The organism is Sphingomonas sp. CFBP 13728, from assembly GCF_014841895.1.
Lineage (GTDB): Bacteria > Pseudomonadota > Alphaproteobacteria > Sphingomonadales > Sphingomonadaceae > Sphingomonas.
Window position 1 is genome coordinate 1,684,642 of record NZ_JACYUS010000001.1, and the last position, 20,874, is coordinate 1,705,515.

Consider the following 20,874-nt stretch of genomic DNA (forward strand, 5'->3'; position numbering starts at 1 on the left):
GGCGTGCCTCACTTACCCTTGTAATCCGGGAGCTTCTGCTGCCCAATCAGCGAACTCGCACCCTGCTGGTCGACCTTCTCGGCGACCGACGACAGCGCCGCGGCGGTCGTGCGGAGATCGCGGACCAAGCGGTTGGCTTCGGGGATCGTCGTCTTGGAGAAGGCCTGCAAGCCTGGTCGTGCATCGCCGATCGCAGCGTTCAACGTCTCCGCGCTCTGCTGTGCGGAGGTGATCGCCTTGTTCAGGTTCGCCATCGCCGGCTTCACGTCCTCCGACAGCACGCCGTTGGTGGTCTTGGCGAGCACGCCGAACTGCTGCGCGGCATCGCCCGCCTGCTGGATCGCAACCCGCGTCTGCGCAAGCGTCGCGGCAATCTCGGGCCCACGATCCGCGAGCGCATCCGTCAGGCGATTGGTGTTCTCGAGGATACCCGCGATCGATGCCTGGTTACGGTCGGTCAGCAAGCCCGTAAGGCGCTCGGTCAACGTCGACAGGCGCTCGAGCAACTGCGGAGCCGAGTTCAGAATCGCGCCCAGGCCGCCGAGCTTGGTCGGGATCACCGGTACGCCGTACGGACATTCGGTTGGCGTCTTCGTGTCGGGGCAGCCGATCGCCGGCGCACCCTTGCGCGCGCCATCGAGCGAGATCTGGCTCACGCCGGTGAAGCCGACGCCCGAGATCGACGCGGTCGTGCCCTGCAGCACCGGCGTCTCGTCGTTGACGCTGATCCGGACGCGGACGAACTGCGGATCGTTCTTCCACAGCGAGATCGTCTTCACCTGCCCCGACGGGACGCCGGAGAACACCACGGCAGAGCCGCGCGCGAGCCCGTCGACCGACTGCCGGAAGAAGATGTCGTATTCCTTCTCTTCCTTGCCGCCGATCCGCGCGATCCACACGGTGAACAGCGCCAGCAGGGCCAGCAGGATCAGCACGACGGCGCCGACTAGGACGTGGTTCGAACGGGTTTCCATCAGCGCGTCCTTGCTTCTTTCTCGGCGTATGTCGCGTCGGCGTCGTCCGGCGCGGACTGCTTGGACTGGACTTCAGTAGGATGTTGGGCTGCTTGCTCGTCGGCGCGCTCGTGCGCCTCCTGCGTCGCGACCGCGGCACGGCCGCGTGGCCCCTTGAAATATTCCTCGATCCACGGGTGATCGAGCGCGATCAGCTCGTCGATCGTGCCGACCGCGATGACCTTCTTGTCGGCCAGCACCGCAACCCGGTCGCAGATCGCATACAGCGTATCGAGATCATGCGTGATCAGGAACACCGTCAGCCCGAGCGTCTTCTGCAACGACTGCGTCAGCCCGTCGAATGCCGCCGCCCCGATCGGATCGAGACCGGCAGTCGGCTCGTCGAGGAACAGCAACTCGGGATCGAGCGCCAGCGCACGCGCCAAGCCGGCACGCTTCTTCATGCCACCCGACAGTTCGGCGGGAAACTTGTTCGCGGCGTCGGCGGGCAAGCCCGTCATCACCACCTTGTACGACGCGATCTCCGCGAGCAGCGCCGGCGACAGGTCCGGATAGAATTCGCGCAACGGCACTTCGACGTTCTCGGCGACCGTCAGCGTCGAGAACAGCGCACCGCCCTGGAACAGCACGCCCCAGCGCTTGCGGATCTCGGTCGCCTCGGTTTCCTCGCGGCCGATATTGGGCTCGCCGAACACCGTGATCTCACCCGCGACCGGCGTTTGCAGCCCGATGATCGAGCGCATCAGCACCGACTTGCCGGTACCCGACCCGCCGACCACGCCGAGAATCTCGCCGCGCCGCACGTCGAGGTCGAGCCCCTCGTGCACCACAGAATCGCCGAACGCGTTCTTCAGCCCCTTCACGGAGATGATGAATTCGTCGGTCTTGTTGTCCGTCTTGCGGGGCATCAGTCCCAACCCAACCAGGTGAAGAACACCGCGAAGAACGCGTCGAGCACGATCACCAGGAAGATGCCCTGGACGACCGCCGACGTGGTGCGCAGCCCGACCTGCTCGGCGTCCGATTCGACCTGCATCCCCTGGAAACAGCCCGCGATCGCGATGATCGCGCCGAACACCGGTGCCTTGATCAGCGAGATATACAGATCGGTGATCGGCACGACTTCGCGGATGCGCGCGATGAACGTCACCGGCGGAATGCCGAGCTGCACCCAGCAGAGCAGCCCACCGCCGATGATCGCGATGATCGACGCGTAGAAGCCGAGCAGCGGCATCATCACGATCGCGGCGAGCACGCGAGGCAGCACCAGTGCCTCCATCGGCGACACGCCGATCGTCCGCATCGCGTCGATCTCTTCGGTGAGCTTCATCGTGCCCAACTGCGCCGCGAACGCCGAGCCCGAGCGCCCCGCGACCATGATCGCGGTCATCAGCAGGCCGAGTTCGCGGATCGTCAGGCGGCCGACAAGGTTGATCGTGAACACCTCCGCGCCGAACTGCCGCAGCTGAACCGCGCCCTGTTGCGCGATGACCATGCCAATCAGGAAGCTCATCAACCCGACGATGCCGAGCGCGGCGACGCCGACGACCTCGAACCGCTGGACCACGGCGTTGAACCGGAAGCGGCGCGGGTGGCGGATGACGCTGCCGAACGCGATCGTCGTCGCGCCGAGAAACCCGAGCAGGCCGAGCATCGTCTTGCCCGACAGCACGACCGCGTCGCCGATCTCGCCGACCACGCGGGAGACCGCGCCGACCTTCGCAGGCCGCGCCGCGATCGGCTGATCGGAGGCGACGACCTGGTCGAACAACGCCTGGTCGTTCTCGTCGAGCCCGTCGATCGTCGCATCGTTGCGCGCCGCGAACCGGTGGACGACCCACGCGCCGATCGTGTCGATCCGGTCGACGCCGCTGAGGTCGACATGCTTTACCGAAGCCGCGTCGATCGCCTCGAGCCGATCGGGCAGATTGCCGATCTTTGCGAGCGACAGATCGCCGGTAAAGCGAAGCGTGCCGGTATCGGCACCGTCCTGCTGGAAATCGGCCATCGCGCTCATCGGGGGTACCTTTGCGGCAAAGTGACTGGATCGGCAAGATGAATGCGGCGTAAGCGACGACGATGATCGAAATGCCTTCCGCCTCCCCGCCCGTCCGTCTCGCGATCTACGACATGGACAAGACAATCACGCACGCGCCGACCTGGACGCCGTTCCTGCTCCACACCGCGAAGAAAGGCGGCGCGCCGTGGCGGCTGGCGCTCGTCCCGTTCGCTGGAGTCGCCGCGCTCGGCTATGTCGGCAAGCTGATCAGCCGCGGCCGGCTCAAATACCTGATGCAGCGGATGATGCTCGGCAAGCGCATGACGCCCGCCGAAGAACGCCGCGCGGCCGAAGCCTTTGCCGACCGCGTCATGCGCGACGGCGTCTTCACCAGCGCCCGCGCGCAGATCGAGGCCGACCGCGCCGCCGGCTACCGGCTGGTCATGGCGACCGCGTCATACCGCTTCTACGTCGAGGCAATCGCCCGGCGACTGGGCTTCGACGCGGTGATCGGCACCGAGAGCCTGCGCGACCGCGACGGCGTGCTGCTCGCCGGCATCGAAGGCGAGAATTGCTACGGCCCCGCCAAACTGCGGATGATCCAGACCTGGATGAAACGCGAAGGGATCGCGCGAGATACCGCGCACGTCCGCTTCTATTCCGACCATGTTTCGGACGCCCCGACCTTCGAATGGGCCGACGAACCCTTCGCGGTGAATGCGCACGGGCCCTTGCGGTTGCTGGCGAAGGCTAAGGGCTGGCCGATGCCGGATTGGGAGCGGTAGCTCCGTTGGCGAGACGAATTCGCGATTAGCAAACTCGGACGGTAACTATCGCCCAGTTTTGGTCGTTAAGGCCAATATCGACCTTTCTCAGGAATGGACGTTCGTTCAGGACCCGTTTCAAGGCAGAAAAACCGCTGCCTGTGCGAACCGACTGTTCTCGGACGAGCCCCGGCGCACCATCATACCGAGCGTGGTGGAGGCGCTCCACCGCCAGTGGGGCGGGATGCGATTCGGATCTGGCAACAAGTCTTGTCCGTCGCGCAGGACTGATCCGTTAACCGGAATAGGCCTGTGCGGTGTTGCCGCTGACGAAGCCGGGCAGGTCGCAGGTCGAAGCTGCCACGACACGACGGTCAGCTTTCCGGCAATTGCCCGCACCCTTCACCATCGCCGTCACCGATGATGCTTGATCCACTTCAGGCGATCGCTGGTCATGTTCATGAGGCACACGAGCGACCCGAGCATGACGTAGCTGACGCCGTCCTTCACGTTGCACTCGTTGTTGCGGCGGACGATCCAAGCGCGTTCGGCAGCCACAACCTTTTTGCGCTCCGCGTCACCTAGCGATTGCAGCAGCGACGCGTAGGAGGCGTTCAAGGCTGCGTTAATCTTCGTCAGTTGCTCGCGCAGGCAGTAATCTCCGGCATAGCCATACGGCAGTCCGTAAATCTCTTCGATCCAGAACCGGCCTTCCGTCACATAGCTGTTGAGCGCCGACTCGGTCCAGCATCGCTCGCCAAGATCGTCGGATGAGACGCCCTTCGGCAGCCTTATGTCGAACGATGCGTCCCAGTGACGTCTCAGGTTCGGGTCGCTGCCTGATTTGTGCAACGCCGTTTGAGCCGTCGTTGTGGTCGCCAGCGTCAGCAGGATAGCAACGCGAGCGGAGGCCCGGAGAGTTCGTTGCGGCCTCGTCTTCATCGCTTCGAGTCTTTCAGAGCCTTGATGATGTAGTTGTATTCAGGTGTCACGCGCGGCGCATGAACGAAGGTCTGCTAAGCAACCGCCGAAGCCCGGGGGCGGCCGGTCTGCTCACCTCTCCCAAACCAGACATTCGATATCATGAAACGATGCCGCGTCTTGATCCTTCGTAGGCAAGCTAATCACCTCTACCTCAAGACTAACAACACAAACTACCGGACGATATTCGGAACCCGCCCCCCGAGAGCGATCTAAACGATCCCCATCACAACAGCACATCGACGCTGTGGATCACCAGCCCGACCAGTCCGCCGACGATCGTGCCGTTCACCCGAATATATTGCAGGTCGCGGCCGACGGCGTTTTCCAGGCGGCGGGTGATCGTGTCGGCGTCCCAGCTGCGGACCGTTTCCGACACCAGCTTGACGATGCCGTCGCCGTAATCCGCCGCCGCGCCGACCGCCGCACGCCGCACGAACCGGTTGATCGTCCGCGACATGCGCGGATCGTGCTGCAACGTCTCGCCGAGCTGGCGCAGGATGTCGCCGAGCTTGCCGGCCATTGCCCGCTCGGGATCGCGCGCGATCGCCAGCAGCGCGCCGCGTGCCTGCTCCCACAGGCCGTCGAGCCAGCGCTGCATCGCCGGATTGTCGAGCAGATCGTTCTTCATCGTCTCGACGCGCTCGCGCATCCGGCGGTCATATTGCAGGTCCCAGGCGAGCCGATCGAGCCCCTCCTCCGCCTTGAGGCGCAGCGGATGTTCGGGGTCCTCCGCCATCTCCGCAAGCAGCCGATCGAAGCCGCTGATGAGCTTGTCCGCGACGGTCGTATCGAGCCCAGTCCAGCGCAGGATCGAGCCGGCCTTGTCGTGGACCATCGCGCGGACGAGGTGATCGTTCGCGGCCAGCGTCTTCGCGGCCCAGCGGATCGCGCTTTCGAGCAGCGGCGCGTGGCGGCGCTCGGCGATAGCGGCCTTCAGCAACTGGCCGAGGATCGGCGACACCTCCGTCGCGCGCAGGCGGGCGCCGATCCCGGCCTTGACCATCCCGCCGAGCCGCGCCGGATCGAGACCCTCCAACACCTGCGCGACCAGCTTCGACGCGCCCTGGCGAAAGCGCCCCCCTGCCCCCTCGGGCGGATCGGTCAGCCAGCGTGCGATCGCGCCCGCCACGTCGAGGCGGCGGGTTCGCCTGGCGATGACGACGGGGATCAGGAAGTTCGCGCGGAGGAACTGGGCGAGCGTATCGCCGATGCGGTCCTTGTTGCGCGGCACGATGGCTGTGTGCGGGATCGGCAGGCCGAGCGGATGGCGGAACAGCGCGGTCACCGCGAACCAGTCCGCGAGGCCGCCGACCATCGCCGCCTCGGCGAACGCACGGACGAACGCGAAGGCGGGGTGGACGGGGACGAGCGCGCGGCTGACGAAGAAGGTCGCGGCCATGAACACGAGCAGCCCGGTCGCGACGATCCGCATGCGGACGAGGGCGGGCGGCGTTGATTCGCTCGCCGGGCGCGTGCGGATTGAAACTGTCATGCCCGAAACAATCCCCCAGCGCGGGGATAGTTCACGACCGCCGCCGATACGGGCTTCGACCCGCGCGCGCTCGACCATGATGCTCGGGCGCGGCCGCTTCGCACTGCGCCACACGGAAGCCCCCCGCCAGCGCGCGGCACTGTGTCGTCGCTCAACACGAGGGGCGCGATGGCGTCACTCGGCTGGCTGTGTGCCATCGCCGAACTTGGGGGTTGCCGGTCCGAGCCGTGGCCCCGACGGTCCGGCGAGACCGATGACTTCGCTGCCGTCGTCGCCGGGGCGATAGGTGAGCAGGCTGCGGCCGAGGCGTGGGCCGATATACCGCTCGATCCCGACCGCGAGGCTGAACGCCGCGGGGACGATCAACAGCGTCAGGATGGTCGACAGGACGAGCCCGCCGATCACGACGATCCCCATCGGCGCGCGCCACGATCCGTCGCCGCCGATCGAGAGCGCGGTCGGGATCATGCCCGCGACCATCGCCACCGTGGTCATCACGATCGGCTGTGCGCGCTTGTGGCCGGCATCGACCATCGCGGTCCATACGTCGACGCCCTTGCCCATCTCCTCCAGCGCGAAGTCGATCAGCAGGATCGAGTTCTTCGCGACGATGCCGAGCAGCATGAGGATACCGATGAACACCGGCATCGACACCGGATTGCCCGTCGCCCACAGCGCCAGCAGTCCGCCGAGCGGGGCCAGCAACAGCGACCCCATGTTGACGAACGGCGGCAGCGCGCGGCGGTACAGCAGCACCAGCACCGCGAAGACCAGGAACGTGCCGGCGATCACGGCCAGGATGAAGTTGTTGATCATCTCCGCCTGGAACTTCGACTGGCCTAGCACGAGCTTGTTCACGCCGGTCGGCAGGTTCGCCATCGTCGGCAGCGCGTCGATCTGCTTCTGCGCGACGCCCGAGACGACGCCAGGCGCGAGATCGGCACCGATCGTCAGCTGGCGCTGTTGATTGACGCGGTCGATCTTGGTCGGGCCGGAGCCGAGCGTGATCTCCGCCACGAGGTTGAGCGGTACCGAGCCACCCGAGGCGGTGGAGACCGGCAGGTTCTGGATCGTCGACAGCTCGCTGCGCGCGCCCTGATCGAGCGCGACGCGGATCGGGATCTGGCGATCGGAGAGCGAGAAGCGCGCCGAGTTCTGATCGATATCGCCCAGGGTCGCGATACGGATCGCCGACGATAGCGCCTGCGTCGTCACGCCCAGGTTCGCGGCAAGATCGAAGCGCGGCTTGATGACGATTTCGGGGCGCTGCATGTTGCCGGCGACGCGCGGCGCGACCAGCGTCGGCAGGCGCGACATCTCGGCGACGATCTTCTGTGCCGTCGCATCGAGCAGCTTGGGATCGTCGCCACCGAGCGTGACGCTCATGTCGCGCGTGCTGCCGCCCCAGCCATTCTGCGAGCGGAACGAGACGCGCGCGTCGGGGATCGCTGCGAGCTGGGGTGCGAGATTACGCTCGAACTCCGTGCTCTTCATTTTCCGGTCGTCCTTGAGCGTCGCGGTGACGCGGCCGGCGTTGACCGAGCCGTTGGCGCCGCTACGCGCATAGACCGACTGGACGTCGGGCTGCGATCCAATCAGCGCCGCGACCTTGGTCACCACGGCCTCGGTCTGCGCGAGCGTCGTGCCCGGCACCATGTCGATCACCGCCATCGAGGTGTCGTTGTCCTGCGCGGGCTGGAACGTCATCGGCAGGACCGCGAACATCACGATCGTCAACAGGAAGGCGAACGCGCCGAGCCCGAGCACCCAGAAACGGTGATCGCGGAAACGGCTGGTAAGCCGATGGATGCCACCGCGCGCCGCCGAGGCCTTGGCCTTGCCGGTCTCGAGCGTCCATTTGAGCGTGGCCATATAGCCATCCATCAGGATGCCCTCGCCGTGCGTGGCAGGGCCGGCGGACTTGAGGAAATACGCAGCCAGCATCGGTGTGACGAGGCGCGCGACCGCCAGGCTCATCAGCACCGACGCGACCACGGTCAGGCCGAAATTCTTGAAGAACTGGCCTGAGATACCCGGCATCAGGCCGACCGGCAGGAACACCGCGACGATCGCCATCGTCGTCGCGAGCACCGCGAGACCGATCTCGTCGGCAGCGTCGATCGAGGCCTGATAGGCGGACTTGCCCATCCGCATGTGGCGGACGATGTTCTCGATCTCGACGATCGCGTCGTCGACCAGCACGCCCGCGACCAGGCTGAGCGCGAGCAGCGTCATCTGGTTCAGGTTGAAGCCGAGCAGGTCCATGAACCAGAAGGCCGGAATCGCCGACAGCGGGATCGCGAGCGACGAGATCACCGTCGCACGCCAGTCGCGGAGGAACAGGAACACCACGATCACCGCGAGCACCGCGCCCTCGATCATCGCGTGGATCGCGCTCTCATACTGCATTTCGGTGTATTTGACGCTGTTCGAGCGCAGCACGAAATGCACGTTCGGGTTGCGCTTCTCCATCGCCGCGAGCTTTTTCACCGCCTCGTTGAAGACGGTGACGTCGGACGAACCCTTGGAGCGCTGGAAATCGAAGCTGATCGTCTGGCGACCGTCGATCGCGGCGCGGCTACGCTGTTCGGCATAGAGATCGCGGACCTGCGCGATGTCGGCGAGGCGCACGGTGCGGCCGTTGCCGACGTTGATCTGCGTCTGCGCAAGCGCGGCCGCATCCTTCGCATTACCGAGTACGCGGACCGACTGTTCGGACCCGGCGATCTCGGCACGGCCGCCCGCCGCGTTGAGGTTGACCTGGCGGAGCTGGGCGTTGACCTGGCTCGCGGTGAGCCCCTGGCTTTGCAGTTTCAGGGGATCGAGGATGACCCGGATTTCGCGACTGACGCCGCCGTTGCGGTTGACCGCGGCCATGCCGGGCACCGACAACAGTTCCTTCGCGACATTGTTGTCGATGTACCAACTGAGCTGCTCGATCGTCATGTCCTTGGCGATCACCGAGTAGCTCGCGAGATCGTTGTCGGTGGTGTTCGCGCGGAACACCTGCGGCTCGAGGATGCCTTCGGGCAGGTCGCTGCGGATCTGCGCGATCGCGTCGCGGACGTCGGTGACGGCGCGGTCGATCGGCGTGCCGATGCTGAGCTGAACCACGGTTTGCGACTGGCCCTCGGTGACCGTCGAGTTGATCTCGTCGATGCCCTGGATCGATCGCACCGCGGCCTCGACGCGCTGCGTAACCTGCGTCTCGAGTTCGGTCGGCGCAGCACCCGGCTGATTGATGACGACGATCGCGATCGGGAAATCGATGTCCGGATCGTTGTTCACGTCCATCCGCATGAAGCTGACGATGCCCGCCAGCGTCAGCGCGATGAACAGCACGATCGGCGGCACCGGGTTGCGGATCGCCCAGGCCGAGATGTTGCGAAAGTTCATGAGCTCAGCTCGCTTTCTTCGTGACCGGCTTCACCTTCTGGCCCGGCGCCAGGAACCCGCCTGCGGACAGCACCACGCGTTCGGACCCGTCGAGTCCGCTCAAGATCGTCACGCCGGCATCGGAGACCTGGCCGATCTTGATGTCGCGCCGGACGACCTTGTCGTCCGCGCCGACGACATACACGAAATTGCCCTTCTCGTCGCTTTGCAGCGCGGAGTCCGGCAGCAACGGCGCTTGGGTCGCGCCGCCCAGGATCGTCGCGGCGGCGAACCCGCCCGGCCGCAGCGCGGGGTCGTAGGCGACCGCGATCCGCGCGATGCCCTGGCGGCTCTGCGGGTCGATCACCGGCGAAACCTGCCACACCTGACCGGGGAAGCCCTGAGTCGTCCCGACGGGAACGACCGTCGCACGCGCACCGGCATGAAGCCCGGCGAGATCGGCTTCGCTCAACTGCGCGCGCATCTCCATCTGGCCTGCCGCCGCCATGCGGAACAGCACGCCGGTGCCAGCGCCCACGACCTGACCCGATTCGACGCCGCGCGTCAGGACCAGTCCGGCGGCAGGCGCACGGATATCGAGCCGACCATTGCGCGCACGCGCCTCGCCGAGCGTCGCCTGCGCCACTTTCACGCGCGCGGCGGCGGCGTCACGCGTCGCGGCCTTGCGCTGGAGATCGGCCTTCGAGATGAAACCGCGATCGACGAGCTGCTGGGCGCGATCGAGTTCGGCCTGCGCGATCGTCTCGTCGGAGCGTGCAACGCTGACCGACGCGGCGAGCGAGGCGGCGGTCTCGGTCTGGACCGAGCGATCGACCGTCGCCAGCACCTGCCCCGCCGCGACCCACTGACCCGGCTCGACCAGCACGCGCGTGATCATCCCGCCCTCGCCCGCGACGCCGACCGGCATTTCGCGACGAGCGGCAATCGTGCCGGTGGCGGAAATCGTGCGATCGATCGTCTTGCGGCCCGGCACCACGACCGAGACGGTCGGGACCTGCTCGACCGCGGGACCCGCGACAGCTTCCTTCTTGCCCGACTTGAACGCGAAGATCGCGGCGACGATCGCCAGCACGAGGACGACCGCGATGATGATGTTGCGACGGCGATGCGAGGGCGAGGGCGAGGTATTATCGGGCAGCACTACCTGTTCGTCGCTGTCGCCCATTTGCCCGACAGTCTTCGTCTCGTAGTTCATGCGCGTCACAATCCCAATTTCGACCGGTCTTGTCTCGACCCGCACCGTCGCCTGCGAGCTGTGTTATCTGAATAAGTCACCGCGCTCAAGCCCTTTGGCTCGTGCGGAGCGCAGACATGCTTCGATTCCGATCTATCCGCAATGCCGTTCAGCTTGCGTTGAACTGTGTAGGACGACAGGCAGGCCGTGTCCCACCGGAGAGAAACAATGAAGACAGCATCGTTCCTGAGCGCCCTCGCCACCGTGGCGATCGGCCTGCCCGCCGTCGCTGCCCATGCGCAGGCCGCGCCGACGACCGTCGAGCCGATGGTCCCCGCCGCCGGGACCGTTCTGGACGTCACCGCCGAGGGGCGCACCACGCGCGTTCCCGATCTCGCAACGATTCGCGCAGGCGTCGTCTCGCAGTCCCCGACGGCGGCGGCAGCGCTCACCGACAATGCGCAGCGGATGGCGAAGGTGCTCGCGGCGTTGAAGCGTGCTGGCGTCGCGCCGCGCGATATCGCAACCTCGTCGGTCCAGCTCGCGCCGCAATATCGCTATGCCGACAACCAGCCGCCGGTGATCACCGGGTATCAGGCGACCAACACCGTCTCGATCCGCTTCCGCGACGTCGCCAAGTCCGGCACGATCCTGGATGCGCTGGTGGCGCAGGGTGCGAACCAGATCGACGGTCCGAACCTGTCGATCGACAAGCCCGAGTCGGCGCTCGACGAAGCCCGGACCGATGCGATCGCGCAGGCCAAGCGCCGCGCCGATCTCTATGCCAAGGCGGCGGGGCTGCGGGTGTCGCGGATTGTCTCGATCGCCGAATCGGGTCAGGATGCGGGCGGCCCGGCGCAGCCGATGTTCATGATGGCCCGCGCGTCGATGGCCAAGGACAGCACGCAGATCGCGCCCGGCGAGAAGGACGTGACGGTCACGCTCTCGGTGCGGTTCCTGCTGAACTGACGCTCTCTACGATCCTCCCCCGCCCGGGGGCGGCGGCTGGCACTTGCCAGACGGAGGGGGAGGTAAGCGATAACGGCTGGTGCGCGCTCCTCCCCCTCCGTCACCTTCGGCGACACCTCCCCCTGGCGGGGGCGGATTTCATCGCCGCTTGATCTCCACACACGAAAAAGGGCCGCCTGGTTGCCCGGACGGCCCTGTTCTTCGCGTGACGATGCGAACTTTTTAGCGGACGCTACCGCGACGCACGAGGTTCACGATCGCGAGCAGGACGATCGCACCCAGCAGCGACACGATGAACGAGGTCAGCGTGAGCGGCGCGTTGTTGATCGAGCCACCCGACAGGATCAGGCCGCCGATGAAGGCGCCGACGATGCCGACGATGATGTTGAGGAAAATACCCTGCTGTGCGTCGGTGCGCATGATCATGCTGGCAATCCAGCCGATGACGCCGCCGATGATCAGCCAAAGAATGAGACCCATGATATTTTCCCTCCGTTGAACCCGTATCCGGGCGATGGCGGAAAGACGTGCGAGCGGCATTTTTTGTTCCGCCCGCGTTTTGAGTTTTGCGGCTCAATACTTTTGTTGGCGCTCGTACAACGACTTATAGTGCTGAATTCGCGTGACCCGGAGCCCGGGCATTCCCGAACGATCGATCGCACGCTGCCAGCTGGCGAATTCCTCGACCGTCAGATTGTACCGCGTGCAGACGTCATCGACGCTCAGCAGGCCACCATTGACCGCCGCAACCACCTCCGCCTTGCGCCGGACCACCCAGCGCGTGGTGCTGGGGGGTGGCAGCGTGTCCATCGTCAGCTGCTCGCCCAACGGCCCGATCACCTTGCCGGGACGGATTTTCTGGTTCTCGATCATTTGAAACCTCTGGTCGGGGCGGGGGGCCCCCTCTCGATACGCACACACGACACATAGTCGCAGGGATTGAAGATCGGCTGAAACGCCGCGGTAAACAGCATCTTCATTCGTCCTTCCACCGGGTTAAGGCCGCTGCCATCGGGCCATTGAACGCACCATGAAGCGGTGCGAACAGCTTTGGATCGATCGCGGCACGAGCAAAGCCGGCCTGTACCGCCGCAGTCGGGCTCGCCGCCTGCCGGGCGGCGATACCGACGATCAGGACGGCCAGGTCACCCGGAAGAACGGTGACCTCTGCGTCGCGATCGAAACGGGGAAAACTCAGGTCCAACGGGATACTCGCGCTTACTCTCGGGATGTCAGGTATATCGCGAGGGGGTGAAGGGACCGTAAAACTCCGCGAAAGACTTCGTGAACCTGTCGCTTTATTCCAATCACCCGTCGTGTTTTCCGCTCCGTTCGTCTTGATCGACGTTAATCGGTGCATCTTTTTGCAACCGCACGCCGTCGCGCCTATGTGGCGACGATGGAACAATGTGATTTTCAGCTCGGCCCCGACATGAACAGTTCGGGGCCAGGAAAGCGCATCGTCGTGGCGATGTCGGGTGGCGTCGACAGCTCGGTCGTCGCGGCGCTGGCGCATGCTACCGGCGCAGAGACGATCGGCGTGACGCTGCAGCTCTACGATCACGGCGAAGCGGTCGGTCGTGCCGGATCGTGCTGTGCGGGCCGCGATATCCGCGATGCGCGCGCGGTGTGCGACCGGCTGGGGATCGCGCATTACGTGTTCGACCATGAGACCAGCTTTCGCGAGCAGGTCGTCGACAAGTTCGCCGACGAATATCTGGCGGGACGCACGCCGATCCCGTGCGTCCAGTGCAACATGGGGCCGAAGTTCACCGACCTGCTGAAGCTCGCGCGCGATCTCGGCGCGGATTGCCTGGCCACGGGACATTATGTTCGGCGAGTTCAGGGCGTAGATGGCGCGGAACTTCACCGCGGTGCTGATCCGGCGCGGGACCAGAGCTATTTCCTGTTCGCGACCACGCAGACGCAGCTCGACTATCTGCGGTTTCCTTTGGGCGGATTGCCCAAGGCGCGGGTGCGCGAGATCGCGGCCGAACTCGGGCTAGGAGTCGCGGCCAAGCCGGACAGCCAGGATATCTGCTTCGTGCCCGATGGCGACTATGCCGGACTCGTCAAGAAACTGCGGCCCGAGTCGGCGGAGACGGCGGGGGATATCGTCGACCTTGGCGGCGCGAAGCTCGGCGAGCATCGCGGGCTGATCCACTTTACCGTTGGCCAGCGCCGCGGGCTGGAGATCGGTGGCAGTCCCGAGCCGCTCTACGTCGTGCGAGTCGAGCCCGAGACGAAGCGCGTCGTGGTCGGCCCCCGTCGCGCGCTCGCGGTCGAGGCTGCGCGGATGACCGACATCAACTGGCTGGGCGGCGACTTCACCGGACCGCTGACGGCGAAGGTGCGGTCGATGGCGAAACCCGTCCCTGCCCGTCTGGTCGGCGACCGGGTGGTGTTCGATGCGCCGGAATACGGCGTCGCGCCGGGTCAGGCCGCGGTGCTGTATGCGGGCGAGCGCGTGCTCGGCGGCGGCTGGATTGCGGACACCGAAGCGGCACTCGTAGCCGCCTGACGCGTTGAGGCGGCATGGATATCGAAGATCTACGTCGCCAGATGGAAGCCGCCGCCGCGGCGATGGATTTCGAGACCGCGGGAAAGTTGCGTGATCAGATCAGCGTTCTGCGTGGCGGCGGCGAGGTCGCGGACACCGCGGGCCTGACGCGGCAACAGCCCGGCGCGATGGGGCTAGGCACCAGCCAGCAGCGGATGACGCCGCCGCCGGGCTGGGTGAAACCGGAGAAGCCCGATCCGATGACCAAGGGGCGGAAGCGGTAGGCCCGCGCTTCAATCAGGAGGGCGGTTTTCGGGAATAGCCACCACCCCGGCGAAGGCCGGGGCCCAGTTGGGATACCAGGGTTGGCGGATGCTGCGCGGTGTTACTGCGACCTTACCAACTGGACCTCGGCCTTCGCCGGGGCGGTGGCTATTAAAGCGTGCCAAGGCATCAGGGCAGCAGGAACGTGCCTTCGATCGTCGTCACGCACGATCCGCCGAGCACCACGCGGTCGCCCTCAAGAAGACACGTCAGCTTCCCGCCGCGCGCACTCGCCTGATAGGCGGTGAAGCTGTTCCCCAAGGTCGGCGCCCAATACGGCACCATCACCGCATGCGCCGAGCCCGTCACCGGATCCTCATCGATCGCATAGTACGGCGTGAACACGCGGCTGACGATGTCGGTCGCCTCCCCCCGCGCGGCGACGATCGCGACGATCGGGAATGCAGCCAGCGCAGCGAAGTCAGGCTTCAGGTCGCGCACGATGGCCTCGTCGTCGACGATTACAAGCGCATAGCCCTTCTCGTGCCGCAACGTCTCGACCGGCTCGGCAATGTTCAGCGCGGCGACGATCTCCGGGATCGCCTTTGGGCTCGGTCCCCATGCCGGCAGCTCCAGCGTGTACCCGCTGTCGGCCCGCGCAACCTCGAGCATCCCCGCCTGCCGTGTCCGGAACCGCACGCGGTCGAGCGCGGTGTCCGACGACAGCACGAAATGCCCGCTCGCCAGCGTCGCGTGCCCGCACAGCGCAACCTCCGCCCCCGGCGTGAACCAGCGCAGGTCGAAATCCACGCCCTCGTCATCCGACGCGACGATGAACGCCGTCTCGCTCAGGTTGTTCTCCTGCGCGATGTTGAGCAGCACGGCGTCGTCGAGCCACGCCGACAGCGGCATCACCGCCGCCTGGTTGCCGCCGAACGGCGCGTCGGAAAACGCATCGATCTGCGCGAACGGTATTCTCATGCCTGGAGCCTCACCCTTACGCTTAAACCCGCTTGCCGAACCAATGCGGCGTCACGTCCGCCTCGACCAGCGGATTGTCGGTGTCGACATGGCCCTCGGGATCGAGATGGATCAGCACCTCGACCTTGGGGAATGCGGTGCGCAAATTGCGCTCGACCGCCTCGACGATGTCGTGCGCGTTCGCCACGGTCAGGTCGCGCGCGACCTCCATGTGGAACTGCGCGAAGTCGTGGCTGCCAGATCGACGCGTCCGGAAATCGTGGATGCCACGAATGCCCGGCTGGCGCGCGGCGACGTCGAGGAATTGCGCGCGGAAATCCTCGGGCCATTCCTTGTCCATCAGCTGGTCGATCGCGTTCGACGACGCCTGGAACGCGCCCCAGGCGAGCCACAGCGCGATGACGATGCCGAAGATCGGATCCGCGCCGCTCCACCCGACATATTGATCGAGCACCAGCGCGACGATCACCGAGCCGTTGAGCAGCACGTCGGACTGGTAGTGCACGTTGTCCGCGAGGATCGCGATCGAACCCGTCTGGCGGATGATGCGACGCTGATAGGATAGCAGGACCACCGTCGCGGCGATCGCGATCACCGACACACCGATGCCGAAATCGGCCCCGGTCGTCGGCTGCGGATCGCCGAACGCCAGGATCGCGCGCCAGGCGATGCCGGCCGCCGACGCGGTGATCAGCATGACCTGGAACAGCGCCGCCAATGCCTCCGCCTTGCCATGGCCGAAGCGGTGATCGTGATCCGCCGGCGTCGCCGCCAGCCGCACGCCGTACAGCGTGACCAGCGACGCGAGCAGGTCGAGCGCGGTATCGGCGAGCGAGCCGAGCATCGCCACCGATCCCGTCGACCATGCCGCAAAGCCCTTCAGCAGCAGCAGGAAACACGCCATCGCGACGCTGGCGAGCGCCGCGCGGGTTGCCAGAGGTATGACCCTGCGCCGTTCGTCCTGCGTCATGGGAACAGCAGCCCCTCGCTCCAGTTGCCGCCCTCGCGCGTGAACAGCCGGCGTTCGTGAAGGCGATGCGCGCGGTCCTGCCACAGTTCGATGCGGTCGGGCGCGATCCGATAGCCACCCCAATGCGGCGGGCGCGGCACGTCGCCGCCCTCGAACCGCGCCTGCATTTCGGCGAAGCGATGCTCGAACGTCTCGCGCGAATCCAGCGGTCGCGACTGGTCCGATGCCCAGGCGCCCAACTGTGAATCGCGACCGCGCGATGCGAAATAGGCGTCCGACTCGGCGTCGCTGACCAGGCTCACGCTACCCTCGATCCGGACCTGGCGGCGCAGCGACTTCCAGTGGAAGAGCAGCGCGGCATAGGTGTTCACCGCGAGGTCGCCTGCCTTGCGGCTTTCGCGATTGGTGTAGATCACGAAACCATCCGGGCCGTGACCCTTGAGCAGCACCATGCGCACCGAAGGCCGGCCCTCCGCATCCGCGGTGGCGAGTGCTACCGCGTTGGAGTCGTTGATTTCTGTTTTGCGCGCCTCGGCGTACCAGGCGTCGAACAGCGCGATCGGATCTTCGGACATGGCAGCGCCATAGCGAAACTTCGGCCCGAGCGAAACCGCATCAGGGAACGACTCTGCCCTGCCGACGATTGATGGATAATCGAATCGTTTCCGCAACGAAGGAACACGCAAGGTGGCAGCGCGCGCGTATTGGCAAGGGCAGATCCGGCTGGCCCTCGTCTCGATCCCGGTCGAGATCTATTCCGCGACCAAGTCCGGCGCGGCGGTGTCGTTCAAGCAGATCCACGAGCCCTCGGGCCAGCCGATCCATTACGACAAGGTCGTCACCGGCGTCGGCCCGGTCGACGCCGACGAGATCATGAAGGGCTATGAAGTCTCGAAGGGCGAATACGTCCTGTTGGAGCAGGACGAGATCGATGCGGTGAAGCTCGAGTCGAAGAAGACTCTGGAGCTTACGCAGTTCGTCGACGCGAGCGAGATCGATGTGCTCTATTACGAGAAGCCGTATTTCGTGGTGCCGGCGGACGATCTCGCGGAGGAGGCGTTCATAGTTCTGCGCGAGGCGTTGAAGCGGACCAAGAAGGTCGGGCTCGGCCAGCTGGCGATGCGCGGGCGCGAATACGTCGTCAGCCTGAAGCCATGTGGGCGCGGCATGGTATTGGAGACACTCCGCTACGCCGACGAGGTGCACAAGGCGCAGGGCTATTTTCGGGATATTCCCGATGACAAGCCGTCGGAAGAACTGCTCGAACTGGCGGAGGCGCTGATCGGGAAGCGGAGTGGGGATTTCCACCCGCAGGAGTTTCACGATCGCTATGTCGATGCGCTGAAGGACTTGATCGAACGCAAGCGCAAGTCGAACGGGAAGAAGATCATCGAGGACAAGGATACGGGCGGAAAGACCGGCTCGAACGTGGTCGATCTGATGGCGGCGTTGAAGAAGTCGATGGCGGCGAAGGAGCCGGCCAAGGCTGCGGAGAAGAAGACGCCGGCCAAGAAGGCGCCTGCGAAGGCCGCTGCAACCAAGCCCGCCGCGGCAAAGAAACGTGCATAACCCTCTTCTTCTCCCCTCCCGCGAGCGGGAGGGGTCGGGGGTGGGCTCGCGCTCTCCTCGAACGGAGCGGTTGGCGATGGCGCGAGCCCACCCCCAGCCCCTCCCGCTTGCGGGAGGGGAGTAGATGGTCGACGATCCCCTAGCCCTCTACAATTCCAAGCGGAACTTCACCAGGACCGCCGAGCCCGCGGGTACGCTAGCCCCCGGCAACGGCAACAGCTTCATGGTGCAGAAGCATGACGCCACCCGCCTCCACTGGGATTTCCGCCTCGAAATCGACGGCGTCCTCAAAAGCTGGGCGGTCACCCGCGGTCCCAGCCTCGACCCCAACGAAAAGCGCCTCGCCGTCCGCACCGAGGACCATCCGCTCAGCTACGCCACCTTCGAAGGCACGATCCCCGCCGGCGAATATGGCGGCGGCACGGTGATGCTGTGGGACCGGGGGACGTGGTCGCCGATCAAGGGCAAGTCGGCGAAGGACCTCGACAAGGGCCACCTCCACTTCGTCCTCGATGGCGAACGGATGAAGGGTGAATGGCTGCTGATCCGCCTGAAACCCCGCGCGAAGGAGAAGCGCGAGAACTGGCTGCTGCGGAAGATCAACGATGCCGCGGCCGGCGGCACGGACACGCTGGTGGAAGAAGCGCTGACCAGCGTCTCGACCGGCCGCACGATGGTGGAGATCGAGGAGGGCAAATCCTCCCCGGCACGGGGAGGGGGACCAGCGAAGCTGGTGGAGGGGGCGGCCCGCAAGAGTACCGCCAGCCGTACCAGCCGTAAAAGTCTCGCCAGCGGCAAGCCCCCCTCCACCCCCGCGAAAGGTCGCGGCGGTCCCCCTTCCCGTGCCGGGGAGGAATTTCAGGACCTCCAACTCTGCACGCTGGTCGACGCCGTCCCCACCGGCTCCGCCTGGCTCCACGAAGTGAAATACGACGGCTACCGCGCGCTGATCTCCGTCGCAAACGGCAAGGCCAAGGTCTTCACCCGCACCGGCCTCGACTGGACCGACAAGTTCGCCGCGATCGCCGACGCCGCTGCGAAACTCCCGGTAAAATCCGCGCTGATCGACGGCGAGATCGTCGCGTTCAAGGACGGCCACCCCGATTTCTCGACGCTGAAGGACGCGATCTCCGCCGGCGGCGCCATGACGCTTTTCGCGTTCGACCTGCTCGCACTCGACGGCGAAGACCTGACCGGCCTCTCCAACCTCGACCGCAAGGCACGGCTGCAGCCACTGATCCCCGAGGACGAGGACCGCCTCCGCTACTCCGACCACGTCATCGGCGCGGGCGAGCAATTGTTCGAGACGATGTGCCGCGAGGGCCTCGAAGGCATCGTCTCGAAACGCGCCGACGCGCCCTATGCCGGCAAGCGGACCAAGGCGTGGCTCAAGGTCAAATGCACGCACCGCCAGGAATTCGTGATCGTCGGCTGGCTGCCGTCCGACAAGAAGCGTGGGTTCAAATCGCTGCTGCTCGGCGTGCGCGAGGGCAAAAGCTATCGGTACGCGGGGAAGGTCGGCACCGGCTTCGACCAGGCGTTGATGGACGAGATCCGCGACAAGCTCGACGCGCTCGACCGCAAGACGCCGACTGTCGAGGCCCCCAAAGCGGCGGTCCGCGGTGCGAAGTGGGTGACGCCGAAGCTGGTCGCGGAGGTCGCGTTTGCCGAAGTGACGCCCGACGGCGTGCTGCGGCATTCGAGCTTCATCGGCCTGCGCGAGGACAAGGCCGCGAAGGACGTCGTCGCCGAGACGCCCGCGCCGCTGCCCGATGTGGAGGAAGCCGCGGCGCCCGCGACCAGCATAAAGGTCAGCAGCCGGGACCGCGTGATCTTCGACAAGTCGGACGTCACCAAGGGCGATCTCGCCGACTATTACGTCGCAGTCTCGGGCATAATGCTCCCGGTAGCGGGCAATCGCCCGATCAGCCTCGTGCGCTGCCCCCAGGGTCGATCACGCGCGTGCTTCTTCCAGAAACACGACGCGGGAAGCTTCGGCGAGGCGGTGCATCAGGTGCCGATCCGCGAAAAGGACGGATCGACCGAAGACTATCTCTATGTCGACGACGCGGATGGGCTGGTCGCGTGCGTGCAGATGGGGACGATCGAGTTCCACGGCTGGGGATCGTCGAATGCGGCCTTGGAGAAGCCGGACCGGCTGATATTCGATCTCGATCCCGACGAAGACCTCGACTTCGGCGACACGAAGAAGGCGGCCGAGCATCTGAAGAACCAGTTGGCGGAGCTGGGGCTGGTCAGCTTCCCGATGCTGTCGGGGGGCAAGGGCGTGCACGTCGTCGTGCCGCTGACTCCGGAGGCGGAATGGCCGGCGGTGAAGGACTTCGCGGATCGGTTCGCGCGGGCGATGGCGGGGGCGGATCCCGACCGGTTCGTCGCGACGATGGCGAAGGCGAAGCGGAAGGGCCGGATCTTCATCGACTGGCTCCGCAACCAGCGCGGCGCGACGGCGGTGATGCCGTATTCGGCGCGGGCGCGGGCTGGAGCGCCGGTGGCGGCACCGGTGTCTTGGACCGAGTTGCGGGATATCGAGACTGCGGCGCGGTGGGGTGTGAAGGATGGGACTGAGTTGATCGCGCGGGCTGGGTCAAGGGCGTTGGAAGGTTGGGGTCTGGCGGATCAGGTGCTACCGAATTTGTGAGCGGCCCCTTCCCCAATTGATAACCACCCCGGCGGAGGCCGGGGCCCAGTTGGGGAACGGTGCTAACGAAGGGCAGCGCTCCGTTACGACCGCCTTTCCAACTGGGCCCCGGCCTTCGCCGGGGTGGTGGCCGATAAAGGTGGCGGGTTCTCCCTTGCTGTTCCCTCGCGAATGCGGGG

Annotated in this window: 20 protein-coding genes; 6 read left to right on the plus strand and 14 right to left on the minus strand. The window is 65.9% G+C overall.

Annotated elements, in window-relative coordinates:
- Positions 1–8 precede the first annotated feature (8 nt).
- Genes IFT67_RS07575 through IFT67_RS07585 form a run of 3 tightly spaced genes read right to left on the minus strand, consistent with a single transcriptional unit; the run spans position 9 to position 2,991 of the window.
- Positions 9–974, minus strand: coding sequence for an MlaD family protein (locus tag IFT67_RS07575; RefSeq protein ID WP_056484780.1), 966 nt, complete (start codon positions 972–974; stop codon positions 9–11).
- The gene (locus IFT67_RS07580; protein WP_192145951.1) at positions 974–1,882 is read right to left on the minus strand and encodes an ABC transporter ATP-binding protein; all 909 of its coding nucleotides are present in this window, start codon (positions 1,880–1,882) and stop codon (positions 974–976) included. Before IFT67_RS07580 ends, IFT67_RS07575 begins: the two co-directional genes overlap by 1 nt.
- Positions 1,882–2,991 (minus strand): ABC transporter permease, encoded by a 1,110-nt coding sequence (locus IFT67_RS07585; RefSeq protein ID WP_192145953.1) that lies wholly within the window; start codon positions 2,989–2,991, stop codon positions 1,882–1,884. The genes IFT67_RS07580 and IFT67_RS07585 overlap by 1 nt, the downstream gene beginning before the upstream one ends.
- Positions 2,992–3,053: 62 nt before the next feature.
- Here IFT67_RS07585 and IFT67_RS07590 point away from each other — a divergent pair, with 62 nt between their 5' ends.
- Positions 3,054–3,758 (plus strand): HAD family hydrolase, encoded by a 705-nt coding sequence (locus IFT67_RS07590; RefSeq protein WP_244647195.1) that lies wholly within the window; start codon positions 3,054–3,056, stop codon positions 3,756–3,758.
- A gap of 274 nt (positions 3,759–4,032) precedes the next feature.
- Here IFT67_RS07590 and IFT67_RS07595 read toward each other — a convergent pair whose 3' ends face one another.
- The 5 genes from IFT67_RS07595 to IFT67_RS07615 form a co-directional block, all read right to left on the minus strand.
- On the minus strand, positions 4,033–4,173 hold the full coding sequence (locus IFT67_RS07595; protein ID WP_192145955.1) for a hypothetical protein: 141 nt from the start codon (positions 4,171–4,173) through the stop codon (positions 4,033–4,035).
- On the minus strand, positions 4,152–4,679 hold the full coding sequence (locus IFT67_RS07600) for a lysozyme inhibitor LprI family protein (RefSeq protein ID WP_192145957.1): 528 nt from the start codon (positions 4,677–4,679) through the stop codon (positions 4,152–4,154). The genes IFT67_RS07595 and IFT67_RS07600 overlap by 22 nt, the downstream gene beginning before the upstream one ends.
- 265 nt (positions 4,680–4,944) lie before the next feature.
- A complete protein-coding gene (locus tag IFT67_RS07605) occupies positions 4,945–6,213 on the minus strand; it encodes a DUF445 domain-containing protein (RefSeq protein ID WP_244647196.1) in 1,269 nt (422 codons plus the stop codon).
- 174 nt (positions 6,214–6,387) lie between these two features.
- Complete coding sequence (locus tag IFT67_RS07610) at positions 6,388–9,609, minus strand: efflux RND transporter permease subunit (RefSeq protein ID WP_192145959.1); 3,222 nt, start codon at positions 9,607–9,609, stop codon at positions 6,388–6,390.
- 4 nt (positions 9,610–9,613) lie between these two features.
- Entirely contained in the window at positions 9,614–10,804 is a 1,191-nt protein-coding gene (locus IFT67_RS07615) for an efflux RND transporter periplasmic adaptor subunit (RefSeq protein ID WP_192146587.1), read from the minus strand.
- A gap of 207 nt (positions 10,805–11,011) precedes the next feature.
- On the opposite strand from IFT67_RS07615, the gene IFT67_RS07620 reads away from it, so the two are divergent.
- The gene (locus IFT67_RS07620; protein ID WP_192145961.1) at positions 11,012–11,752 is read left to right on the plus strand and encodes an SIMPL domain-containing protein; all 741 of its coding nucleotides are present in this window, start codon (positions 11,012–11,014) and stop codon (positions 11,750–11,752) included.
- A 222-nt stretch (positions 11,753–11,974) separates the two neighbouring features.
- Here IFT67_RS07620 and IFT67_RS07625 read toward each other — a convergent pair whose 3' ends face one another.
- The 3 genes from IFT67_RS07625 to IFT67_RS07635 form a co-directional block, all read right to left on the minus strand.
- Complete coding sequence (locus tag IFT67_RS07625; protein ID WP_056484797.1) at positions 11,975–12,232, minus strand: GlsB/YeaQ/YmgE family stress response membrane protein; 258 nt, start codon at positions 12,230–12,232, stop codon at positions 11,975–11,977.
- A 93-nt stretch (positions 12,233–12,325) separates the two neighbouring features.
- Positions 12,326–12,625, minus strand: coding sequence for a CtrA inhibitor SciP (gene sciP / locus IFT67_RS07630; protein ID WP_107964584.1), 300 nt, complete (start codon positions 12,623–12,625; stop codon positions 12,326–12,328).
- A gap of 103 nt (positions 12,626–12,728) precedes the next feature.
- Complete coding sequence (locus tag IFT67_RS07635) at positions 12,729–12,956, minus strand: hypothetical protein (RefSeq protein WP_107964583.1); 228 nt, start codon at positions 12,954–12,956, stop codon at positions 12,729–12,731.
- 195 nt (positions 12,957–13,151) lie between these two features.
- Here IFT67_RS07635 and mnmA point away from each other — a divergent pair, with 195 nt between their 5' ends.
- Entirely contained in the window at positions 13,152–14,273 is a 1,122-nt protein-coding gene (gene mnmA / locus IFT67_RS07640; protein ID WP_192146589.1) for a tRNA 2-thiouridine(34) synthase MnmA, read from the plus strand.
- Between the two features lie 14 nt (positions 14,274–14,287).
- A complete protein-coding gene (locus tag IFT67_RS07645) occupies positions 14,288–14,536 on the plus strand; it encodes a UvrB/UvrC motif-containing protein (protein ID WP_192145963.1) in 249 nt (82 codons plus the stop codon).
- Between the two features lie 169 nt (positions 14,537–14,705).
- On the opposite strand, the gene IFT67_RS07650 is transcribed toward IFT67_RS07645, so the two are convergent.
- The 3 genes from IFT67_RS07650 to pdxH are packed head-to-tail and all read right to left on the minus strand — an operon-like array spanning position 14,706 to position 17,042.
- Positions 14,706–15,497, minus strand: a complete 792-nt coding sequence (locus IFT67_RS07650) for a PhzF family protein (protein WP_192145965.1) — start codon at positions 15,495–15,497, stop codon at positions 14,706–14,708.
- A 22-nt stretch (positions 15,498–15,519) separates the two neighbouring features.
- Positions 15,520–16,467 (minus strand): cation diffusion facilitator family transporter, encoded by a 948-nt coding sequence (locus IFT67_RS07655; protein WP_192145967.1) that lies wholly within the window; start codon positions 16,465–16,467, stop codon positions 15,520–15,522.
- Positions 16,464–17,042 carry a pyridoxamine 5'-phosphate oxidase gene (gene pdxH, locus IFT67_RS07660; protein ID WP_192145969.1) on the minus strand — a complete coding sequence of 193 codons (579 nt, stop codon included), beginning with the start codon at positions 17,040–17,042 and terminating at the stop codon, positions 16,464–16,466. The genes IFT67_RS07655 and pdxH overlap by 4 nt, the downstream gene beginning before the upstream one ends.
- Positions 17,043–17,154: 112 nt before the next feature.
- Between pdxH and ku the strand changes: the two genes are divergently transcribed.
- Together ku and ligD are read left to right on the plus strand one after the other, a co-directional pair.
- On the plus strand, positions 17,155–18,036 hold the full coding sequence (gene ku / locus IFT67_RS07665; protein ID WP_192145971.1) for a non-homologous end joining protein Ku: 882 nt from the start codon (positions 17,155–17,157) through the stop codon (positions 18,034–18,036).
- 124 nt (positions 18,037–18,160) lie between these two features.
- Positions 18,161–20,695, plus strand: a complete 2,535-nt coding sequence (gene ligD, locus IFT67_RS07670; protein WP_192145973.1) for a DNA ligase D — start codon at positions 18,161–18,163, stop codon at positions 20,693–20,695.
- Positions 20,696–20,874: the final 179 nt, after the last annotated feature.

Excerpts from the sequence above, each read along its gene's own strand:
- IFT67_RS07650 (WP_192145965.1), bottom strand. The coding sequence starts at position 15,497 with ATGAGAATACCGTTCGCGCAGATCGATGCGTTTTCCGACGCGCCGTTC.
- IFT67_RS07625 (WP_056484797.1), bottom strand. The coding sequence starts at position 12,232 with ATGGGTCTCATTCTTTGGCTGATCATCGGCGGCGTCATCGGCTGGATT.
- mnmA (WP_192146589.1), top strand. The coding sequence starts at position 13,152 with ATGGAACAATGTGATTTTCAGCTCGGCCCCGACATGAACAGTTCGGGG.
- IFT67_RS07655 (WP_192145967.1), bottom strand. The coding sequence starts at position 16,467 with ATGACGCAGGACGAACGGCGCAGGGTCATACCTCTGGCAACCCGCGCG.
- IFT67_RS07620 (WP_192145961.1), top strand. The coding sequence starts at position 11,012 with ATGAAGACAGCATCGTTCCTGAGCGCCCTCGCCACCGTGGCGATCGGC.
- IFT67_RS07580 (WP_192145951.1), bottom strand. The coding sequence starts at position 1,882 with ATGCCCCGCAAGACGGACAACAAGACCGACGAATTCATCATCTCCGTG.
- ligD (WP_192145973.1), top strand. The coding sequence starts at position 18,161 with ATGGTCGACGATCCCCTAGCCCTCTACAATTCCAAGCGGAACTTCACC.
- pdxH (WP_192145969.1), bottom strand. The coding sequence starts at position 17,042 with ATGTCCGAAGATCCGATCGCGCTGTTCGACGCCTGGTACGCCGAGGCG.
- IFT67_RS07585 (WP_192145953.1), bottom strand. The coding sequence starts at position 2,991 with ATGAGCGCGATGGCCGATTTCCAGCAGGACGGTGCCGATACCGGCACG.
- IFT67_RS07605 (WP_244647196.1), bottom strand. The coding sequence starts at position 6,213 with ATGACAGTTTCAATCCGCACGCGCCCGGCGAGCGAATCAACGCCGCCC.
- sciP (WP_107964584.1), bottom strand. The coding sequence starts at position 12,625 with ATGATCGAGAACCAGAAAATCCGTCCCGGCAAGGTGATCGGGCCGTTG.
- IFT67_RS07645 (WP_192145963.1), top strand. The coding sequence starts at position 14,288 with ATGGATATCGAAGATCTACGTCGCCAGATGGAAGCCGCCGCCGCGGCG.
- IFT67_RS07615 (WP_192146587.1), bottom strand. The coding sequence starts at position 10,804 with ATGAACTACGAGACGAAGACTGTCGGGCAAATGGGCGACAGCGACGAA.
- IFT67_RS07590 (WP_244647195.1), top strand. The coding sequence starts at position 3,054 with ATGATCGAAATGCCTTCCGCCTCCCCGCCCGTCCGTCTCGCGATCTAC.
- IFT67_RS07610 (WP_192145959.1), bottom strand. The coding sequence starts at position 9,609 with ATGAACTTTCGCAACATCTCGGCCTGGGCGATCCGCAACCCGGTGCCG.
- IFT67_RS07600 (WP_192145957.1), bottom strand. The coding sequence starts at position 4,679 with ATGAAGACGAGGCCGCAACGAACTCTCCGGGCCTCCGCTCGCGTTGCT.
- IFT67_RS07575 (WP_056484780.1), bottom strand. The coding sequence starts at position 974 with ATGGAAACCCGTTCGAACCACGTCCTAGTCGGCGCCGTCGTGCTGATC.